Source organism: Methylobacterium sp. PvP105 (assembly GCF_017876975.1).
In the GTDB taxonomy this organism is placed as follows: domain Bacteria; phylum Pseudomonadota; class Alphaproteobacteria; order Rhizobiales; family Beijerinckiaceae; genus Methylobacterium; species Methylobacterium radiotolerans.
In genome coordinates this window covers 1,202,083-1,219,875 of sequence record NZ_JAGIPA010000001.1, presented here as the reverse complement: position 1 = coordinate 1,219,875, position 17,793 = coordinate 1,202,083, and the positions used below count along the sequence as shown (strand labels likewise).

The 17,793-nt window shown below is 68.8% G+C and carries 20 protein-coding genes and 1 pseudogene; 13 read left to right on the top strand and 8 right to left on the bottom strand.

Annotation, left to right across the window (positions count from 1 at the left end):
- Window positions 1–32: 32 nt before the first annotated feature.
- A complete protein-coding gene (locus J3A75_RS05780) occupies window positions 33–245 on the bottom strand; it encodes a DUF2892 domain-containing protein (RefSeq protein ID WP_059407847.1) in 213 nt (70 codons plus the stop codon).
- Window positions 246–319: 74 nt separating this feature from the next.
- A complete protein-coding gene (locus tag J3A75_RS05775; protein ID WP_059407852.1) occupies window positions 320–1,105 on the bottom strand; it encodes a sulfite exporter TauE/SafE family protein in 786 nt (261 codons plus the stop codon).
- A 215-nt stretch (window positions 1,106–1,320) separates the two neighbouring features.
- Here J3A75_RS05775 and J3A75_RS05770 point away from each other — a divergent pair, with 215 nt between their 5' ends.
- Window positions 1,321–2,997: a bifunctional protein tyrosine phosphatase family protein/NAD(P)/FAD-dependent oxidoreductase gene (locus J3A75_RS05770; protein WP_059407854.1), complete on the top strand. Its 1,677-nt coding sequence runs from the start codon at window positions 1,321–1,323 to the stop codon at window positions 2,995–2,997.
- Window positions 2,998–3,280: 283 nt separating this feature from the next.
- On the opposite strand, the pseudogene J3A75_RS05765 reads toward J3A75_RS05770, so the two are convergent.
- Together J3A75_RS05765 and J3A75_RS05760 are read right to left on the bottom strand one after the other, a co-directional pair.
- Window positions 3,281–3,550: pseudogene (locus J3A75_RS05765) on the bottom strand (ArsR/SmtB family transcription factor); the annotation flags it as partial.
- Window positions 3,550–4,209, bottom strand: coding sequence for a peroxiredoxin (locus tag J3A75_RS05760; RefSeq protein ID WP_059407858.1), 660 nt, complete (start codon window positions 4,207–4,209; stop codon window positions 3,550–3,552). The gene J3A75_RS05760 and the pseudogene J3A75_RS05765, both read right to left, overlap by 1 nt.
- Before the next feature lie 229 nt (window positions 4,210–4,438).
- On the opposite strand from J3A75_RS05760, the gene J3A75_RS05755 reads away from it, so the two are divergent.
- From J3A75_RS05755 to J3A75_RS05725, 7 genes are all read left to right on the top strand, one after another.
- The gene (locus tag J3A75_RS05755; protein ID WP_059407860.1) at window positions 4,439–5,863 is read left to right on the top strand and encodes a cytochrome ubiquinol oxidase subunit I; all 1,425 of its coding nucleotides are present in this window, start codon (window positions 4,439–4,441) and stop codon (window positions 5,861–5,863) included.
- A gap of 12 nt (window positions 5,864–5,875) precedes the next feature.
- On the top strand, window positions 5,876–6,886 hold the full coding sequence (cydB, locus tag J3A75_RS05750; RefSeq protein WP_059407862.1) for a cytochrome d ubiquinol oxidase subunit II: 1,011 nt from the start codon (window positions 5,876–5,878) through the stop codon (window positions 6,884–6,886).
- On the top strand, window positions 6,886–6,984 hold the full coding sequence (locus J3A75_RS05745; RefSeq protein WP_083374277.1) for a DUF2474 family protein: 99 nt from the start codon (window positions 6,886–6,888) through the stop codon (window positions 6,982–6,984). Before cydB ends, J3A75_RS05745 begins: the two co-directional genes overlap by 1 nt.
- A gap of 348 nt (window positions 6,985–7,332) precedes the next feature.
- Window positions 7,333–8,079, top strand: coding sequence for a c-type cytochrome (locus tag J3A75_RS05740; RefSeq protein ID WP_083374276.1), 747 nt, complete (start codon window positions 7,333–7,335; stop codon window positions 8,077–8,079).
- Window positions 8,076–9,008 carry a c-type cytochrome gene (locus tag J3A75_RS05735; protein WP_244612611.1) on the top strand — a complete coding sequence of 311 codons (933 nt, stop codon included), beginning with the start codon at window positions 8,076–8,078 and terminating at the stop codon, window positions 9,006–9,008. The genes J3A75_RS05740 and J3A75_RS05735 overlap by 4 nt, the downstream gene beginning before the upstream one ends.
- Before the next feature lie 29 nt (window positions 9,009–9,037).
- Window positions 9,038–9,805 (top strand): transcriptional initiation protein Tat, encoded by a 768-nt coding sequence (locus tag J3A75_RS05730; RefSeq protein WP_059407866.1) that lies wholly within the window; start codon window positions 9,038–9,040, stop codon window positions 9,803–9,805.
- An 8-nt stretch (window positions 9,806–9,813) separates the two neighbouring features.
- Complete coding sequence (locus J3A75_RS05725) at window positions 9,814–10,026, top strand: hypothetical protein (RefSeq protein ID WP_142582430.1); 213 nt, start codon at window positions 9,814–9,816, stop codon at window positions 10,024–10,026.
- Window positions 10,027–10,065: 39 nt separating this feature from the next.
- Here the strand turns inward: J3A75_RS05725 and J3A75_RS05720 are convergent, their stop codons facing one another.
- The gene (locus tag J3A75_RS05720; protein WP_059407868.1) at window positions 10,066–11,034 is read right to left on the bottom strand and encodes a molybdate ABC transporter substrate-binding protein; all 969 of its coding nucleotides are present in this window, start codon (window positions 11,032–11,034) and stop codon (window positions 10,066–10,068) included.
- 885 nt (window positions 11,035–11,919) lie between these two features.
- Between J3A75_RS05720 and J3A75_RS05715 the strand changes: the two genes are divergently transcribed.
- Together J3A75_RS05715 and J3A75_RS05710 are read left to right on the top strand one after the other, a co-directional pair.
- On the top strand, window positions 11,920–12,291 hold the full coding sequence (locus J3A75_RS05715; protein ID WP_059407870.1) for a hypothetical protein: 372 nt from the start codon (window positions 11,920–11,922) through the stop codon (window positions 12,289–12,291).
- Between the two features lie 213 nt (window positions 12,292–12,504).
- Complete coding sequence (locus J3A75_RS05710; RefSeq protein WP_059407872.1) at window positions 12,505–12,837, top strand: hypothetical protein; 333 nt, start codon at window positions 12,505–12,507, stop codon at window positions 12,835–12,837.
- A gap of 67 nt (window positions 12,838–12,904) precedes the next feature.
- Here the strand turns inward: J3A75_RS05710 and J3A75_RS05705 are convergent, their stop codons facing one another.
- From J3A75_RS05705 to J3A75_RS05695, 3 genes are all read right to left on the bottom strand, one after another.
- Window positions 12,905–13,690, bottom strand: a complete 786-nt coding sequence (locus J3A75_RS05705) for a hypothetical protein (RefSeq protein WP_142582429.1) — start codon at window positions 13,688–13,690, stop codon at window positions 12,905–12,907.
- Window positions 13,691–13,766: 76 nt separating this feature from the next.
- On the bottom strand, window positions 13,767–14,261 hold the full coding sequence (locus J3A75_RS05700; RefSeq protein ID WP_059407876.1) for a hypothetical protein: 495 nt from the start codon (window positions 14,259–14,261) through the stop codon (window positions 13,767–13,769).
- A 2-nt stretch (window positions 14,262–14,263) separates the two neighbouring features.
- Window positions 14,264–14,992: a hypothetical protein gene (locus tag J3A75_RS05695; RefSeq protein WP_142582428.1), complete on the bottom strand. Its 729-nt coding sequence runs from the start codon at window positions 14,990–14,992 to the stop codon at window positions 14,264–14,266.
- 220 nt (window positions 14,993–15,212) lie between these two features.
- On the opposite strand from J3A75_RS05695, the gene J3A75_RS05690 reads away from it, so the two are divergent.
- From J3A75_RS05690 to J3A75_RS05680, 3 genes are all read left to right on the top strand, one after another.
- On the top strand, window positions 15,213–15,521 hold the full coding sequence (locus J3A75_RS05690) for a helix-turn-helix domain-containing protein (RefSeq protein ID WP_142582427.1): 309 nt from the start codon (window positions 15,213–15,215) through the stop codon (window positions 15,519–15,521).
- Window positions 15,512–15,832 (top strand): hypothetical protein, encoded by a 321-nt coding sequence (locus tag J3A75_RS05685; RefSeq protein WP_059407882.1) that lies wholly within the window; start codon window positions 15,512–15,514, stop codon window positions 15,830–15,832. Before J3A75_RS05690 ends, J3A75_RS05685 begins: the two co-directional genes overlap by 10 nt.
- 77 nt (window positions 15,833–15,909) lie before the next feature.
- Window positions 15,910–17,757 carry a ParB/RepB/Spo0J family partition protein gene (locus J3A75_RS05680; protein WP_059407884.1) on the top strand — a complete coding sequence of 616 codons (1,848 nt, stop codon included), beginning with the start codon at window positions 15,910–15,912 and terminating at the stop codon, window positions 17,755–17,757.
- Window positions 17,758–17,793 lie beyond the last annotated feature (36 nt).

The following is a 17,793-nucleotide window of genomic DNA, read 5'->3' as shown; positions in this document are numbered from 1 at the left end:
GTCTCCTGTCGGTCGTCCTTGGACGGGTGGGGTCACGCGCCGGGAAGCCGGCGTCGGCAGGTGTTGATCCCTAGGATCGTGTAGGCTGGGCAGAACCCGACGAGGGCGGTCAACGCCATCACGGCGCCGATGCCGACGGCGGCAAGGGCCCAGACTCCGGCGAGCATCGTGTAGCCCAGGCCTGCGATCAGAAGGCCGACGACGAGGCGCAGGATGCGATCGATGCTACCGACATTGGGGGTCATGGCGGTTTTCCTGAAAGGTGCCGTCCGGTGGTCATCGAAGCGGGTGCGGCACCGGGCGCCCGCCTCGGCGACGGTCAAGGCGTCGCGGCGAAAGCGCCGGCGTTGCGGTAGAGCATGTAGCCGGCGACACCGAAGATGACGGTGGCGAATACCGTGTCGAGCGCGCCCTTGTAGCCAGAGAGCCGGTTGGCCAGCCGCATACCCAAGAAACCGCCGACGAGGCCGCCGGCGATGAATTCCCCGGCGACGGCCCAATCGACCATTCCGGACAGGGCGTAATTCGTTGCTGTGGCGAGGCCGAAGGCACCAACGGCGAGCAGCGAGGTGCCGACCGCAGTGATCAGCGGCATGCCGGTGGCGAAGACGAGGCCCGGCACGATCAGGAACCCGCCGCCGATCCCGAAGAAGCCCGACAGGACCCCGACCGCGAAGGCGACGGCCACGACCTTCCAACTCGGTACCGGACCGCATCCGACAGGCTCCGAGGTTCCACTCTGAACCTTGCGACCCCGCAGCATGTGGATGCCCACGACGACCATCAGCATCGCGAAGAGGAAGAGCAGGCGCTGGCCGTCGACCGCCTTGCCGAACGTCGAGCCGACGAGGGCGCCAAGGATGCCGACTCCGGCGAACACGACGGCGCAGCGCCAACGCACGTTGCCGGACCTGGCGTGCCCGACGAGGGTCAGGAACGCGTTGGCCGCGACCGCCAGAGCGCCGGTTCCAATGGCGAGGTGCGGCTGGGCCATGCCGACCACGTACAGCAGAAGCGGCGTCGCCAGGATCGAGCCGCCGCCGCCGATGAGTCCGAGCGTGAAGCCGACCCCTGAGCCGGACAAGATGGCGGGAAGCGCATTCATCGGCGGTGACCTCCGCGTCCAGGGGCCTTGTCGACGACCGGTCGAGCCGGTCGGCGGCCGGCAAGCCCCGATCCCGACTGTCATTCATTTAATAAAAAAACAAAATGAAAGGATCGTCGCTTTCGTCACTGGTGGACCTTCTTGCGGTGGAGGTCAACGTATGATTTATAGAAATCGCAACTCATAATATAAATCTATCAGATGAGGATCTAGCCATGGACGTCAAACGCCTCTCCCCGGACCTGTCGGTGACGGGTCAGCTCGCTCCCTCCGATCTCGCGGCGGCGGCCGAGTCGGGCTTCCGGGCGGTGATCTGCAACCGCCCCGATGGCGAGGGCGGCGACCAGCCGGGCTTCTCGGAGTTGGAGGCCGCCGCGCGTGCGGCCGGCCTGGAGGCGCGGTACCTACCCGTCACGTCGGGCAAGGTGACGGATGGGGATGTGATGGCCTTCCGCGGCGAGCTCGCGGCCCTGCCGAAGCCGGTGCTCGCCTTCTGCCGCACCGGAACCCGCTCCGCGACGCTGTGGGCGCTCGGCGAGGCGGCAGCTGCGCGGCCGCTTCCGGACATCCTGGCTGCCACCAAGGCGGCCGGATACGAACTGAGCGGCGTCGTCCGGCGCATCGCGGCAGGCGGCCGGGTTCCTACTGAGCACGCCGACCAGTTCCACAGTGTGGTCGTCGTCGGCGGCGGGGCCGGCGGCATCGCCGTCGCGGCGAGCCTGAAGGCGCGCAAACCCGACCTCGACATCGCCGTCATCGATCCGGCGGACGTGCACTATTACCAGCCGGGCTGGACGATGGTCGGCGGCGGAGTGTTCGAGCCCGCCGCCACGGCCAGGACCATGGCTTCCCTGATCCCGAACGGCGTGCGCTGGATCAAGGCGGCGGTTGCGGCCTTCGAGCCCGAGCGCAAGGCGGTAATCTTGGAAGGGTGCCGGGTGGTGCGCTACGACCGCCTCGTGGTCGCGCCCGGCCTCAAGCTGAACTGGGCCGGCATCGAGGGGCTCGCCGAAACCCTCGGGCGGAACGGGGTCACCTCGAACTACCGCTACGACCTCGCCCCCTACACCTGGGACCTCGTGCGGAACCTGCGGGCGGGCCGCGCCGTCTTCACGCAGCCGCCGATGCCGATCAAGTGCGCCGGCGCCCCGCAGAAGGCGATGTACCTTTCCGCCGACCACTGGCTGCGGCAGGGGCGGCTCGGGGACATCGCGGTCGAGCTCTACAATGCCGGTCCAGTCCTGTTCGGCGTGAAGGAATACGTCCCGGCCCTGATGAATTACGTGAAGCGCTACGACGCGAACCTGAATTTCAATCACACCCTGACCCGGATCGACGGTCCGGCTCGGCGCGCGTGGTTCTCGCGCAAGACGGAGGAGGGCGGCAGCGAGACGGTTGAGACCGGCTTCGACATGATCCACGTCGTCCCGCCGCAGCAGGCGCCCGACTTCGTCCGCGTCTCGCCCCTGGCCGATGCCGCCGGCTGGGTCGATGTGGACCCCGGGAGCCTGCGACACCGTCGCTTCCCCGAGGTCTACGCGCTCGGCGACGCCTGCAACGCGCCCAACGCCAAGACCGCCGCCGCCGCGCGCAAGCAGGCGCCCGTGGTGGCCCACAACCTCCTCGTCGAGATGGGCCACCTGCGCGGGGCCGAGGTCGCCTACGACGGCTACGGCTCGTGTCCGCTCACGGTCGAGCGAGGTAAGATCCTGCTCGCGGAGTTCGGCTACGGCGGCAAGCTCATGCCGAGCTTCCCCGCATGGCTGATCGACGGGACGAAGCCGAGCCACCTCGCATGGCTCCTGAAGGAGCGGATGCTGCCTCCAATCTACTGGAAGGCCATGCTCAAGGGACGCGAATGGATGGCTAAGCCGGAGAAGGCAGCCGCCTGAAGCTAAGCGGCGCCGGCTTTGTCCCGGCGCCGCTCGCTGTGCGTCGACGATGCGGGCTCAATCGCATGCCCTCAGCCGACAGCTAGGGTTCCGGACCGTGAGGCACGTGTTCGGAGCGGCGCGCCAGCGCCAGCGAGCGGCGCTAGGAACGGAGCGACAGCGTCCGTCAAGGTTCTCCGACCTGACCGAACATCGCCGCTTGGCCGAGCGCCCGCGCTCGCGCATCCGGGCTGCGCGCAGGCAAGCTTCTCCGCGGTCGACCCGCGATCAGGATGTCGTCGAACGCGTCGAGGAGGGCCTGCATGCGGGCGTCGCTCAGGCTGTAGAACACCACCTTGTGCTCGCGCCGCGTGGCCACGACCTCAGCGTTGCGCAGCTCCCCGAGCTGCTGCGACAGCGTTGGTTGGCGGATGCCGAGCTGCTGCTCGATCTCAGAGACGGATCGCTCTCCCTCCGCCAGGAGATACAGGATGCGCAGCCGGTTCGGGTTGGCGGCGACCTTGAGCAGGTCGGCGATCAGGATCGCCGTCGCCTCGTCCGTGCCGGAGGCCATCACAGGCTTCCCAAGCGGTAGTACCAGTCCTGCCCCGCAGCGCCTGGCTGGGCGATCTCGTCGCTCGTCAGAGGCGGGTTCACAAGCACCTGGTCGCCGGGTTGCCATCCCTCCGGCGTCGAGACGTCCGATGCGTCGCAGGCTTGGAGCGCCTGCACCAGCCGAAGGATCTCGGCGATGCTGCGGCCCACCGTCAGCGGGTAGGCGACCAGCGCCCGCACGATGCCTTCAGGATCGATGACGAACGTGGTCCGGACGGTGGCGCTCGACGTCGAGCCAGCCGGCAGCATGCCGTAGGCCCGGGCGATGCCCATGGCGGGATCTTCGACGATAGGGAATGGCACCCGCACGCCGAAACGCTGCTCGATGCTGTGCTTCCAGGCCAAGTGGGAGGAAAGGCTGTCGACGGACAGGGCGAGCAGGTCGCAGTCGGTGTCCCGAAAGGCCTCGTAGGCCTGGGCGAACGCGACGAACTCGCTGGTGCAGACGGGGGTGAAGTCGGCCGGGTGGGAGAAGAACACCAGCCAGCGTCCGCGATACGAGGCGAGCGTCCGCGGGCCCATCGTCGTCCGCGCGCGAAAGTTCGGCGCGACGTCGCCGATGATCGGCGGGCAGGCGGGCGGCGGCACGGGCGGATCGGTGTCGGTTTCGATACTCATGGAACAACTCTCGACGTTTCAACAGTGTGGTCAGCACCGTGGACCTCGCTACGATGCCGGTCAATATGCAAATTCATATCGAGTAGGTCTTCGCATCATAAACTTGTATTGACACGCCCGAGCTGTGGCATATGAAGGCGGGGCGACATTCCGGCGGCATGCTTGGTTCGGTACGGTCCATGGCGGGCCTCCCGGATGTCCCCATTCCCGCCAAAGGCAGCGCCCACGGATGCTGGCCAACCATCTCCCGAGCGCGCTCGACCTCGCCCGCAGTCAGTTCGCCTTCACGGTCGTCTGGCACTTCCTGTTCCCGGCTTTCACCATCGGGCTGGCGAGCTATCTCGCGGTGCTGGAAGCCTTCTGGCTCGCCACCGACAAGCCAGTCTATCTCGACACCTACCGCTACTGGCTGAAGGTCTTCGCCGTAGCCTTCGCCATGGGCGTCGTGTCGGGGCTGGTGATGAGCTACCAGTTCGGCACCAACTGGTCGGTCTTCTCGGACAAGACCGCTCCCGTGCTCGGGCCGCTGCTCGGCTATGAGGTGCTGACCGCCTTCTTCCTGGAGGCGGGCTTCCTCGGGGTGATGCTGTTCGGGATGGAGCGGGTGGGCCCCCGCCTGCACTTCCTGGCGACCTGCCTCGTCGCGGGCGGCACGCTGCTCTCGGCCTTCTGGATATTGTCCGCCAATTCCTGGATGCAGACGCCCGCGGGCTACTCGCTCGATGCCGACGGCCGGTTCGTGCCGGAGAGCTGGACGGCGGTGATCTTCAACCCGTCCTTCCCCTACCGCTTCGCCCACACCGTGACGGCGGCCTATCTGACGACGGCGATGATCGTCGGCGCGGTCGGCGCGTGGCACCTGCTGCGCGACCGGACCAATCCCCGCGCCCGGCTGATGTTCTCCATGGCGATGTGGATGGCGGCGATCGTCGCCCCGGTGCAACTGGTGCTCGGCGACCTGCACGGCGGGAACAGCTACCACCACCAGCCCGCCAAGGTCGCGGCGATGGAGGGCCACTTCGACAGCGTGACCCGCGCGCCCTCGATTCTGTTCGGCTGGCCGGACGCGCAGGCCGCCGAGACCAAATACGAGATCGGCATCCCGGGCCTCGCCAGCCTCTATCTCGCGCATGATCTGAACGCGAAGGTCACGGGCCTGAAGGACCTGCCGCGCGACACGTGGCCGACCAACCTGCCGCTGGTGTTCTGGGCCTTCCGGGTGATGGTCGGGCTCGGCATGCTGATGATCGGCCTCGGCCTGTGGTCGCTGTTTCTGCGGTACAAGGGCCGCCTGTTCGAGACGCCCTGGCTGCACCGCTTCGCCGTGGCGATGGGCCCCTCGGGGCTGATCGCGGTGACGGCGGGCTGGGTGGTGACGGAAACCGGCCGCCAGCCCTTCACGGTCTACGGCCTGCTGCGCACCGCCGACAGCGTCTCACCCATCGCCGCCCCCGCCGTGGCGGCCTCCCTCGCGGCCTTCGCGCTGGTCTACTTCGCGGTGTTCGGGGCGGGCATCTGGTACCTGTTCCACCTGTTCAACCAGACCCCGCGACCGCACGAATCCGGCCCGCCCGTCGGCCAGCCGGTCCGCACGGCGGGCATTACTCCGGCGCCGGCACTCGCCGGTGACGCGCACCTGCAACCGGCCGAGTGAGGGGAGGCTGTCATGGACCTCGATCTAACCCTCATCTGGGCGATCCTCATCGCCACCGCCGTGTTTCTCTACGTGGCGATGGACGGGTTCGATCTCGGGCTCGGCATCCTGTTCCCGGCGGTGCGCGGCAAGGCCGAGCGGGACGTGATGGTGAACTCGGTCGCCCCCGTCTGGGACGGCAACGAGACTTGGCTCGTGCTGGGCGGCGGCGGGTTGTTTGCGGTGTTTCCGCTGGCCTACGCCACGATCCTGCCCGCCCTGTACATGCCACTGATCCTGATGCTGCTGGCGCTGGTGTTCCGGGGCGTCGCCTTCGAGATGCGCTTCCGCATGGCGACGCCGCGCGGGCAGCTGTGGTGGGACCGTGCCTTCTCCTGGGGCAGCTTCGTCGCCGCCTTCTGCCAGGGGATCGCGCTCGGCGCCTTCGTCCAGGGCATCAGGATCGAGGGCCGGGCCTATGCGGGCGGCTGGTGGGACTGGCTGACGCCGTTCTCTGTGCTGACCGGCTTCGCGCTCGTCGTAGGCTACGGCCTGCTCGGGGCCTGCTGGCTGATTTGGAAGACCAGCGGCGAATTGCAGATCCGGGCGTATAACCTCGCCAAGCCCTTGGCGGTGGCGACGCTGGTCCTCATCGCCGTGGTCTCGGCGACGACGCTGGCGATCAGCGCGCCCTTTCGCGCCCGCTGGCTCGGCCTGCCCGGCCTGTTCGTCGGCGCGCCGGTGCCGATCCTGGTCGGGCTCCTGGCGTGGCGCTTCGCCCAGGCCCTAGGGCGGCGGGAGGAGGTCACGCCCTTCCTCTGCGCGCTCGGTTTCTTCCTGCTGTCCTATGTCGGGCTCGGCATCAGCATGTGGCCGTACATCGTGCCGCCGAGCGTCACGATCTGGCAGGCGGCGACGCATCCGAAATCGCAGGGCTTCCTGCTCTACGGCGCGGCGGTGCTGGTGCCCCTGGTCCTGGCCTACACAGCCTACGTGTACTGGCTGTTCCGCGGCAAGGTCACGGCGGAAGCGGGGTACCACTGATGCGCAGGTTCGGCTGGTTCGTGCTGATCTGGGCGATGAGCGTGGCGAGCCTCACGGCTGTCGCCCTGCCGCTGCGGTGGCTACTCAAGGGGGTGTGAAGGGTGTCGGTCTGCCCATTGCAACCGTGATCCTGCACGCCACCCCTTCAGGATGCTTCGGTCCTTGGTAAGTCCCCTTGCGAGGTCGGGCCGAGACCTACCTTTGCCATAGCGAAGCCGGAGCCACTGCCGGTTCGGCGGCTGTCGCGCTCCCGGAAAAGGTCGAGCGGACGTTGGCGCGTTCGACCAGAGGAATGTTCGTGCCGACGTTCTCGACAGTGCATCCTCCAGCCCGGGATGCCAGCGCGCCGCCGCGATGACGGATATTTGTGCTGAGTGCCTTTCCATTGTTCGGCGGGGGGCAGCCCCCCTTAAGCCTGGCTTAAGCAGGACGGCAAGGATGGCGGAATGCATGCACCGTCGGTCAAAGTTTCTCACCTTGCCTTTTCTGCGCTCGTCGCTGTGCTTCCGATGAGTCGCAGGTTGGCTCTGGCGGCGAGCAGGAGTGTCCGCATCGCGTTCGGCGGACTGTTGATGTGTGCTTCTGTCTGCCCAGCACGAGCCATGGACGGTGGTGAAATCGCCCGTAACGGAACACAGGCCGGCGTGCCGGCCTGTGCCTCGTGCCACGGGGATTCCGGGGGCGGAAATGCCGAGGGCGGCTTTCCCCGTCTTTCAGGCCTCGCGGAGGACTACCTCGCACACGAGCTCGACAGCTTCGCCGACGGCAGCCGGGACCATGAGATCATGGGTCCGATTGCCCAAGGCCTAGCACCGGAGGAGCGGCGGGCGTTGGCCGTCTTTTATGCCGGGCTCCGCGCCCCGCCGCCCGACGGGACACCCCAGCCGGACGACACGGCATACGACCGCGGCCGAATGCTGGCGCAGACTGGTGAGTGGACGAAGGCATTGCCCGCTTGCGCACAATGCCACGGCCCAGCTGGGCAGGGCGTCGGCGCCGCCTTCCCGCCGCTGGCCGGCCAGCCGGCCGCCTATCTCGCGGCGCAGCTCTCCGCCTGGAAAGCCGGGACACGCCACAACGATCCCCTCGGGCTGATGAAGGGGATCGCCGACCGGCTGAGCGATGACGACGCCACCGCCGTCGCTGCCTACTACGCCGCTCTTCCTGTCACGGCGATTGGAGGCGGCCGATGAACCTTATGACGCGCTTCACCGGACGGTCCGCAGCCCGCCTCGCGCTGGCAACGGCGATGGGGGGCCTCGCGGTCCTGACGCCCCTCGGTTCCGTAGGGGCCGAGACAACCGCGCCGCCCTTCGTGCCTCAGCCCGATTCCGCCATCTCCGACGACGACTTCGGCCAAGTCATTCGCCTGGGCGAGCGCATCTTTCGCGATACGGGCGCCGAGGCGCGGGCCTTCGTCGGCAACGATCTGCGCTGCACGAACTGTCACCTCGACCGGGGCCGCCTCGGCCATTCCGCTCCCCTCTGGGCGGCCTATCTCGTCTACCCGGCCTACCGGGCGAAGAACCGTCACGTGAATACCTTCGCGGAGCGGCTTCAGGGATGCTTCCGCTACAGCATGAACGGCAAGGCGCCCCCGCTGGGCGATCCCGTCCTGGTCGCGCTGGAGACCTATGCCGCCTTCCTCGCCCACGGGGCTCCCGTAGGCATGAAGCTTCCCGGGCAGGGGTACCCGAAGCTCGCCAAGCCCAAAGGCCTCGATCTGGCCCATGGGCGAGAAGTCTACGCCGCGAAATGCGCCCTCTGTCACGGTGGCGACGGTGCCGGGCAGGCGAGCCCGGACGGGACGATCGTGTTCCCGCCACTGTGGGGAGCCCGCTCCTACAATTGGGGCGCGGGGATGAGTTCGGTCGTCAACGCGGCAGGCTTCATCAAGGCCAATATGCCGCTGAGCCAGGGCAACAGCCTCACCGATGCCGAAGCCTGGGACGTCGCCGCCTATATCGACAGTCGCGAGCGACCGCAGGACCCACGCTTCACCGGCGATCTCGCGGCGACCCGCAAGGCCCATCACGACAGCCCTTACGATTTCTACGGTCAGGCCGTGGACGGCGTGACGCTCGGTGAGGGGGCACCTCCTGCCGGGACCGTGCCGCACTGAACAGCAACTGGCCCCCTGGGAGCACGATCATGACCCTCGAACGCCGCAGCCTGCTTGCCCTGGGCGCCGGCCTCGCCGCAGGCTTGGCGGACGCGCGCCCGGCCGGGGCGACCACCGCCGCCGACCTACCCGAGGGCAGCCGAAATCTGCGGGACCTCACAGACCGTCTGGCGAGGGCCCCGCGCCGGCGGGATTTTAAGATCGTGCCGATGATCCTCGACCGACCAGATTTCTGGGACCACGAGGCCCTGTCAGAGGTGATCGCCTACAAGGGAGGCCCCCGCCAGGTCTGGGACAACACCGACATCGGCGGGCCGTGGCTGAACCTCATGCGCAACGCCCTGAACAATCAGGTCTGGTCATTCAAGCATCCCGATTTTCTGGCCGCCTCGGCGACCCACGGATCGGCGAATGTCGCCCTCTACGACCAGGCGATGTGGGACAAGTACCAACTCACCAAGCTCGCGGGCGAGGCGTTCAAGACCAACACGCTGATCGTGCGGAAGAAAGCGGCTCAGGCGGGGGCCGCGAACTACCAGGACCCGGCGGGGATGTTCTCGCCGGAGAACAACACGATCCCGGCGCTGATGGCCCGGGGCGTCGTATTCCTCTCGTGTCACAACGCAATCTGGGAACAGGCGGGGACGCTCATCCGGCGCGATCTGAACCCGGACAAGCTCTCGCACGATGCGCTGGCGGAGCTGACGAACCATCTCATTCCGGGCGTCGTCCTGACCCCCGGCGCCGTCGGCACGCTGCCCGAGTTGCAGCAGGCCGGCTTTCATTACGCGAAGTGAGGCCGACAGTGCAGGGTCTGAGTGTCGGATGTCTCGTCGGAATCCTTGTCCTCAGCGCGGTGACGGCGGTCGAGGCCGCCGGCCGGACGAAACGATCGGCGGAGGCGGCCTATCTGGAGGAGGCCTTCGCCCACGATCTCTGCACCCGCGACGACCGCGCCTTGCGCAAGCTCAACCGCGCCCTGTCCCGCAGCCCGAAGGCCTCGCCGGTCCGCCGATGAGGCGAAGCGGCCCGGCGTCACGACGATAGTCCGCAGTCCTCACGGCCGGTATTGGCCAAAACCATAACGGGAGAAGACCGCTCGCGCGTCGTCGCCCATGAGGAAATCCAGCCAGAGCTTCGCCTCGGCCGGATGCGCGGCGTCCTTCACGACCGCTCCGGCATAGATGCCGGTGGCGTTCTGCTCGTCCGGGATGTCGATGCGCTCGGTCGGTAATCCAACCTGCTCTTCGAACAAGGTTTCCGAACGCCACGTGACCCCGGCCTGTGCGCGTCCCTGCATTAGCCAGACCGGCGTCTGGCGATGATGCATCCGCGTCAGAAGCGTCGTCCCGTCGGCGACCTTTGTCTCGTAGACGGCCTTCACCAAATCATCGTCCCCCGCCTTGGCCAGGGAGGCCTTGATCTGGCGAGCGACACCTTCGAATTCGGGATTGGGCATGGCGAGGGTCAGCCCCGGCCGCGCAAGATCGGCCAAGCCCTTGATGCCCGCCGGGTTGCCCTTGGGCACCATGATCGCAAGCTGATTTGTCGCGTAGATCGTCGGGGGGCCGAGAAGATCGCCCGCCTCAATGAGCCGATTTACCGCCATGAGGCCCGAGAAGTACGCATCGGGCTTGGCCGTCCAAGTCATGTTGCCGACGGTAATGCGCCCGCCGGCCTTCATTTGGCGGACGAGCAGACCCGGCGGAATCGTCTCGTAGTAGATCCGGCCCTTGAGCTCAGGGTGCTTCGCCTCGAAGGCCGCCACCAGCGGCGCCATCGCGAAGAAGTAATTGCCGCCCACGTAGAGCACGAGGCGCGCGTTGGTCAGGTCGCCATGGAAGTCGGCGAGGTTGTCGGCCTCCTTAACCGTGAATTCCAACCCCTTGTCGACTGCAGGGTTGTTGGCCCCAGCTTGCCATGGGGGAAGCCGGCCTACGTGGGAATCGATCGCGTGGCTCGGGGAGGCTTGAACTACAAGTAAACAGCAACCCAAAGCAAGGCTGAGAAACCTGATTTGAGGCATCGAAATCGCCTTCCTTTTACGCCGGACGGAGACGTCGCCGTTGGACCCTGTAGCTTAAGTCAAGCTTAAGGATAAGTTGTGGAGCTCAAACCAGCTCTGATCCGGCTTGCCAAGCTTGGAGCTTGCACCGGGCCACAATGGCGTCCCCTGATACGAAGACGTCAAATCCCCTGGCGACGTGGCTGCGGGTGAGATCCGCGGAATGATGAGGCTATCATCCAGGACAGTGAAAGCGGCATTGTGAATGGTAGCTGGGTATCCCGTAGAGCTACAAACGAAATTGCTGGATGGTCCGCTTTGAAGAAGGTGCCGGAGCGTTCTGAACGGCCGTGTTGGGCGCTAGGCGGAATGGCCGCTTTTGGCAGCCGGCTTGCGATAGGAATCCGCGGCAACCAGTTGATGGCCAGCTACGACGCCCCCGGGGCCAGGCCGACGCCGCCCGAGCCAAGGACGGCCTTGCCGCGCAGGTCGCGGCGGCCCACGCCGGCCCCCTCCAGGCATTCCTCGACCGGCTCATGCCGGCTGTCCCCTCAGCCAAGCCGTGCCGCCTCACCCGAGCGACCGGCTTCCCCGAGGGCATGCGGGACAGCCACGCGCGCACGCAGCTTCGGGCCGGTGACATCGCCGGTTGGGGGTGGGACCGCCTCTGCGCCGCCGCGGCCTCGCTGGACCACGAAGTCGTCGTGACCCTCCGGCCGCGAGTTCGCGCCGAAGCGTAGTCCGACGTGCGCCCACCGTCGGGCGCTGTGCGCCCCCTGTGCGCCCTTCAAAATTAACAAATGTTCAGGTTTGGCGGACATTTCACGTTTCGGGGGCATCCTGGCGTGACATGTCTTGGACGTATGCATCGCCCCGGGGCATCCTCCAGCATCGAGGAGCCACCCCATGCGCATGAAGATCTCCACCCTGTCCGAGGCCCAGCGCGTCGCACACGAGCGAGACCTCGGCCGGCGCCGGAAGGCCGGTGAGCGGGAGCGCTTGCGCGACATGGGGCGGCCCGACGCGGCGACGCTGGACAGGGCCCTCGGGGACGCCGTCCGGTCGATCCTATCCCGGGGCGGGGACGCCTTGACGCGCCCGGTCACTCCAGCGGCGCTGCTTAGGCTCACGCAGGAGCATCTCCTCTTACGGTCCGTGCGGGCGGAGGAGGCTGGCCGGGAGCCGGTCCGCTACCGCTCCGAGGCCGTCCTCGCAGCGATCCAGGACCGCCTGCTGACCCCGCCACGGGGCGCACCAGGACCTGCAAAGGCCGCCTAGGATCCCTCGAAATCCGCGTTACCAAGATCGCGACAGCCGATTCCGTGGAATGGAGTAACGGTAGGACAGCCCCTCGGCCCCAAAACCGCTCGCTGGACACGTCCCGGTTAACCGGAGGCCAGGGATACCGCTCGAAAGGCGGGCCGGCCCTCTGGACGAGGGAGTCCGCCCAGGCCCATCTTGAGGGTACACACCGCCGCCAAGGAGGCCCCCATGAACGCGATCGCCGCCGAGGTCATGATGGACTGCGGGGGGAGGCTCGCCTCGATCGGCAGCGCGATCCACCTCGGCGTGCAGCTCGCTGCGGCTGAGCGGAGGGCCCGGCGGGACGAGGCAGTCGATTCGGTGACCCGGCTGGCCTACAGGCTGCAGGACGCCCGCGCCGACCAGCGCGAGGCCGAGGTCCGCGCGGTGGCTGCCGAGGCCCGCATCGAGGTCGTGGAGCGGGCCCTCGCCCGGGCCGTTGCAGAAGCGGCCGCGCTGCGTGAGGCTCTGAGCGTGGAGCGGGAGTTCTCGGCCGGCCTGCGCGACATCATCGGCGCCTGAGGACGCCCGCTGAGATGCGAGGGGCCGCCGGGATCGCCGGCGGCCCTTTCCGTTCTTGTCGCAGACCTCAGCCGAAGGCGGGACGCGCCCCCCCACGGCGGCGGTCATAGGCCTCGTCGTCGTCCTCGGTCGGCAGAACCGCCGGGCGGGGGCCGCGCGTCGCCATGGCCGCCACCTCCGCCCGGTCGTTGGCCGCGGCCCTGCGGATCTGGGCCAGCATCGCCCGCATGTCGTCCCGGGCCGGGGCAGCCACGGGCGCGGCTGGAGCCGGCGGAATCCCGGGGATCGGGGTGCGGCCCTGGACGTGGGCGGCGACGACCCACGTGGTCAACTCACCGAGGTGACGCAGCTGGTTCGGCGAGAGGCCACCCAGCCACTGGACCAAGTGCGGCGGCAGGTCGGCATCGTGGAGCGGGATCATCCGGACGTCGCCGGCTGCCCGGGCCCCGGCGGAGGCCTGTACGGCGTTGCCGAGCATGGCGGCGGCATGGAGCTCGGCTCGGGCGGCGGGAGGCACCTGGGTCAACGTCTGCGCCGCCATGCTGTCGTCCCGGCCGACGGCAGCGTCCGCGACGTCCCGGGGTCCGACGGGCCGGCGGGGCAGTAGCGCGCCGAGCGTCGCACCGAAGGCGCCGGCTGCGTAGTCCAGCACCTGCGCCGGACCGGACAGCCCCCGGCCGGCGACGTGGGCGACGTGGCTGGCGCCGTCCCTCACGCCTCGGCCGACCATGCGGACGTCGGCCGCGATCGCGGCACCGGCCTCTTTCACGCCGCCGAAGATGGCGCGCAGCGCGGCCATGATCATCGCGGCGATGGCCCGGGCGATCCGGGCGAACCTGTCAGAAACGGACATCTCAACCTCCATCACGGCCTGTGCCGCGAACGGAGCCTCCCCCCGCGGCATGAAAGTTACCAGGACAAGTCACGCCTCAGCGCCGCGGACCGCCGTACCCGCGCGCGTTAACCTCCGTCATGATGGCCTCGACGTGCTGCTCCCATGCCCGGCCCGGGCCACCCTTGCCGGACCGGCCTTCCCGACCGTCGGATCCCTCCGTGAGCGAGGAGAGCCGGAGCGGTACGACGTATCCGAGGTCGTGGCATTGGCCAGCTGTGCCGGCGAGGACGTGGTCCTGGATTTGCCAGTCGGCCGTCCGGATGATGCGGCGCAGCTGGCTGTCGTCCATCTTCGCGAGCCACGCCCGGACCTCGGGCGGCAGCGGGGGCGGCGGCCCGAGTGCCAGCTCGTACTGGTCTCGCTGGATCGTGCGCACGTGCCGGCGAATTAGGTAGCCCAACGGGGCGGCCGTCGACCTGAGCGGCTGCCGTGGGGGCGCAGCCGGTGGGGGCGGCTCAGGCACGGCTGCCGGCGCCATCAGGCCGTACCAGCGAAGGATAGCGACGAAGATCTTTCGCAGCGTGGTCATTGTCACTCTCCGAAAAGGCAGGCGCGCAGCGCCGGGGGGAGCTGCCTCCGGTGCGCGTAGACGAGCGCCCGGGCATGCGCGGCCTCGACGACGTCGAGCGAATCAGTGCTGGCGAGGCGGTGCCCCTCTGCCAACGCCACGGCGCTCCAGCCCACCCCATTCCGCTCCCGGGCCTGGTCCCCATCCAGCCCTGACAGGTGCCGGCACGCCACGAGCAGGTCGGCCCGGACGTCAGGATCCCTGACGGCGGCGACGTCCTCCGGCGCGGCAGGCTGGGCGAGCCGGCGATCCACCGCCGCGACGACGTCCCGGGCCTCGGCGAGGAGCGCGTGAGCGAGGCGAACCTGCCCGGGCGTGAGCCGCCGGGCCCCGGCCAGCCCCCAAGCCAGGGGACCCTTCGATCTGAATGCCCACGCGTGCCTGGCGAGCTCGTCTGCGAGGGCGTCTTGAACGGCGGAGAGGGCGTCCTCCTCCACGCCGCGGTTCGCCTGCGCGACGCGGGCGTGGTGGGCTAGGTCCTGCCGAACGTCCTGCTCCCACCTGGAGATCCTCTTTGCGAGGTCGGGCACCCCCGCGGCGGATGCGAGGTCCCACACGACGACGCGGTCCTCGATGCGCAGGCCGGCCTTGGCGGTGGCGTTGGGGAACCGGCGCAGGAGGTGATCGGACAGCTCGGTGCGCCCAGCGATCCAGCGCCCGTGGCCCGCCCGGCGCCACGAGAGGTCAAGCAACTCGGGCGTTTCCGCAAGAGTTGACGCGGTCTTCGCGCCAAGGATCGGGCAATCTATCCTTTGAAGCATCGGCGTCCCCGATCTTTTGCAAATGATACCGAGCGGCAGTTCGCTTCTCGAACCGAAAAAAACTGCGCGTACCCTCATTTTCGCTCTTGCGCGCAAATTCGCAAGTGGCTTAATAAGAGGAATATCAATAAATTTATCAGGGATGACTTGAATGAATGCCGCACCCTTCTCAGGTGCAGGGAGCCTCGTGCCCGTCGTGAGCTACGAGCACATCGTCGCCTTGCTGCGCGCTGGCGTGGCCGAGGCCGGGAGCCAGCGCGCGTTTGCGCAGGCCTGCGGGATCCACGAGGGAGACCTGGGCCAATGGCTCAAGCTCCGCCGGCTCCCGAGCGAGCGCGCGATGCATTTCGTCGGCGTCGAGCGGCACCTCGTCCTCGTCGGGGATCCGATGCGGACGCTCTGGACGCCTGCCTCCCCCGCCCGCCCGGTCCCCGCTCCGGAGGCCGCGCCTTGCAGCTGACCGCTCGCCAGATCCGCGCCCGCATCGCTGCGGCCGCTCAGGAAGCCGGGACCTCCAAAGCCTTGGCCACCGCCGCCGGCATGAGCGAGAGCCGCGTCTCGAAGAGCCTGCGGTCCGGGGCCCACGTCCCGGATTCGCTCCTCGCCGCCGCGGGCATGTGGCGGGACGACCAGGGCGACGTCCGCCTTGTCGGCGACCCCGGCCCGGCGCGGGTGCAGATCCTCGTCGTGCAGGCGACCGGCGTTGCCGGCGTGACGGCCGCGATCGCCCTCGCGTCGGCCGCCCTCGGCCGAGAGGAGCCGCCTAGCTGACCGGCTCCCCCGCCGACGCGCCCGGCGACAAGGGCGCCCCACCCCGCTACCCGCCCCGAAACTGATGGTGCTGCATCATGTTCAAGACGCTCCCCCTCCACATCCTCATGCACGGCCACGACACCTCGGCGCCCGAGGGCGTCGTCAACGTGCGCCTCGCCGGCCGCGAGGATGGCATCGACCAGCTCGCCGCCTCGATCCACGCCCTTGGCCTGCTCCTGCCGCTCACGGTCGTCCCCGGCGCCGGCCAGGCCCACTACGTCGTCGACGGCAACCGCCGTCTCGCGGCCCTCCGGACGCTCGCCTGCGACGGCCGAATCCGCACGGACGCGCCGGTGGCCGTCATCGAGTGCGACGCCGAGACTGCCCGCGAGCGCGGGCTCAGCGCGAACATCACCCAGTCCCGCATGCACCAGGCCGACGAGTACCGGGCATTCCACGCCCTCCAGCAGGAGGGAATGGATGAAGCGACCATCTCGGCCCGCTTCGGCATCGACGCCGTCCGTGTCCGGAGGATGTTGGCCCTGGGCAAGCTCGCCGACGAAGTGCTGGATGCCTGGCGTGCCGGCGACTTCGGCCGGGACCCTGTCGACACCGTGAGGGCTTTCACGCTCGCGTCGTCGCTCGACGAGCAGCGCGCAGTCCTGGAGAGGCTGCGCGGCGCCGGCCGGCTCTACGCTCACTGCGTGCGGACAGAGCTCGGCGTGGGGGACCATGACCTGAGCCGCAACCTCGGCTTCGTCGGCCGGGACGCCTACGTCGCGGCGGGCGGCGGGATCGTCGAAGACCTGTTCGGCGAGAACCACCGGGTCCAAGATCCTGCGCTGCTGAAGCGGCTGGTCGACGAGAAGATCGCGGCCGAGGTCACGTGGCTCGTCGCCGACGGGTGGTCTTGGGCGGCCAGTGACGAGCACCTGCCGGACAACTGCCGCTGGTCCTGGCAGGTCATCCGCGCCGAGCCTCGCGCGGCCACCGACGCAGAGACCGCCCGCCTTGAGGAGCTCCAGGCGATCATCGACGCCGACGGCGACCCCGTCGGCGTCGCCGCGGCCGAGCAGGAGGCCGAGGACATCGAGACGGACATGAAGCAGGACGGCTACACGCCGGAGCAGAAGGCTCGCTCAGGCGTGATCCTCCGGATCGGCCGGGACGGCAAGATCGACATGACCTTTGGCGTCGTCCGCCCGGCAACGGCTGCCGTCGCGAAGGCTTTCGCCAAGATCGAGGGCGGGGACGCCGCCAAGGCTCTGCAGCAGGCGCAGGCCGAGCAGCCCGAATCCGTGGCGATCTCGGCGGCTCTGACGCTCCGGCTGTCGCAGCAGCGCACGCTCGCGATGCGCGACGCGATGCTGGCCTCGCCGCAGGTCGCCCTCGCCGCGCTGCTCGCCACGGCGATCTCCCAGGACTCCTACAGCTCTCCGGTCCGCATCACCCTCAACGGCTACAACGAGGCGCCCGGCGGCCAAGCCTCCGACGCTGAGAAGTATGAGGCGGCCTTCCAGAGGCTGGCGGACCTGCCGCTCGATGCGCTGCTGACGGTCGCCGCCGGCGTGGCCGGGAAGGCGCTCGACCTGCAGATCCACTCGGTCGGCGCCGTCCCGTCCAGCGCCAAGGGGGCCAAGGCCCTGGAGGCCCGCCTCGACGCCACGCGGATGGCGGAGGCGACTCGGGAGCGCTGGGACGCGGCCAACTTCTTCAAGTCGGCGCCCAAGGCCGTGGCGCTGCGCGCCGTCGCGGAGGCCCTGGGGCAGCCCGAGGCGGACCGGATCGCCGGATCGACGAAGCTCGAGATTGCCGCGGTCGCGCTGGCCCGGGTCGTCCCGACCGGCTGGCTGCCGCCCGAGATCCGGCCCGTCGGCTACGCGGTGGCCCCGGCGGCCGAGGCGGCCCCCGCGCCGAAGCCGGCTCGCAAGAAGGCCGCCTGACCCCCGCCGGAGCGGCCGCCCGGTCGCCCCGGATCC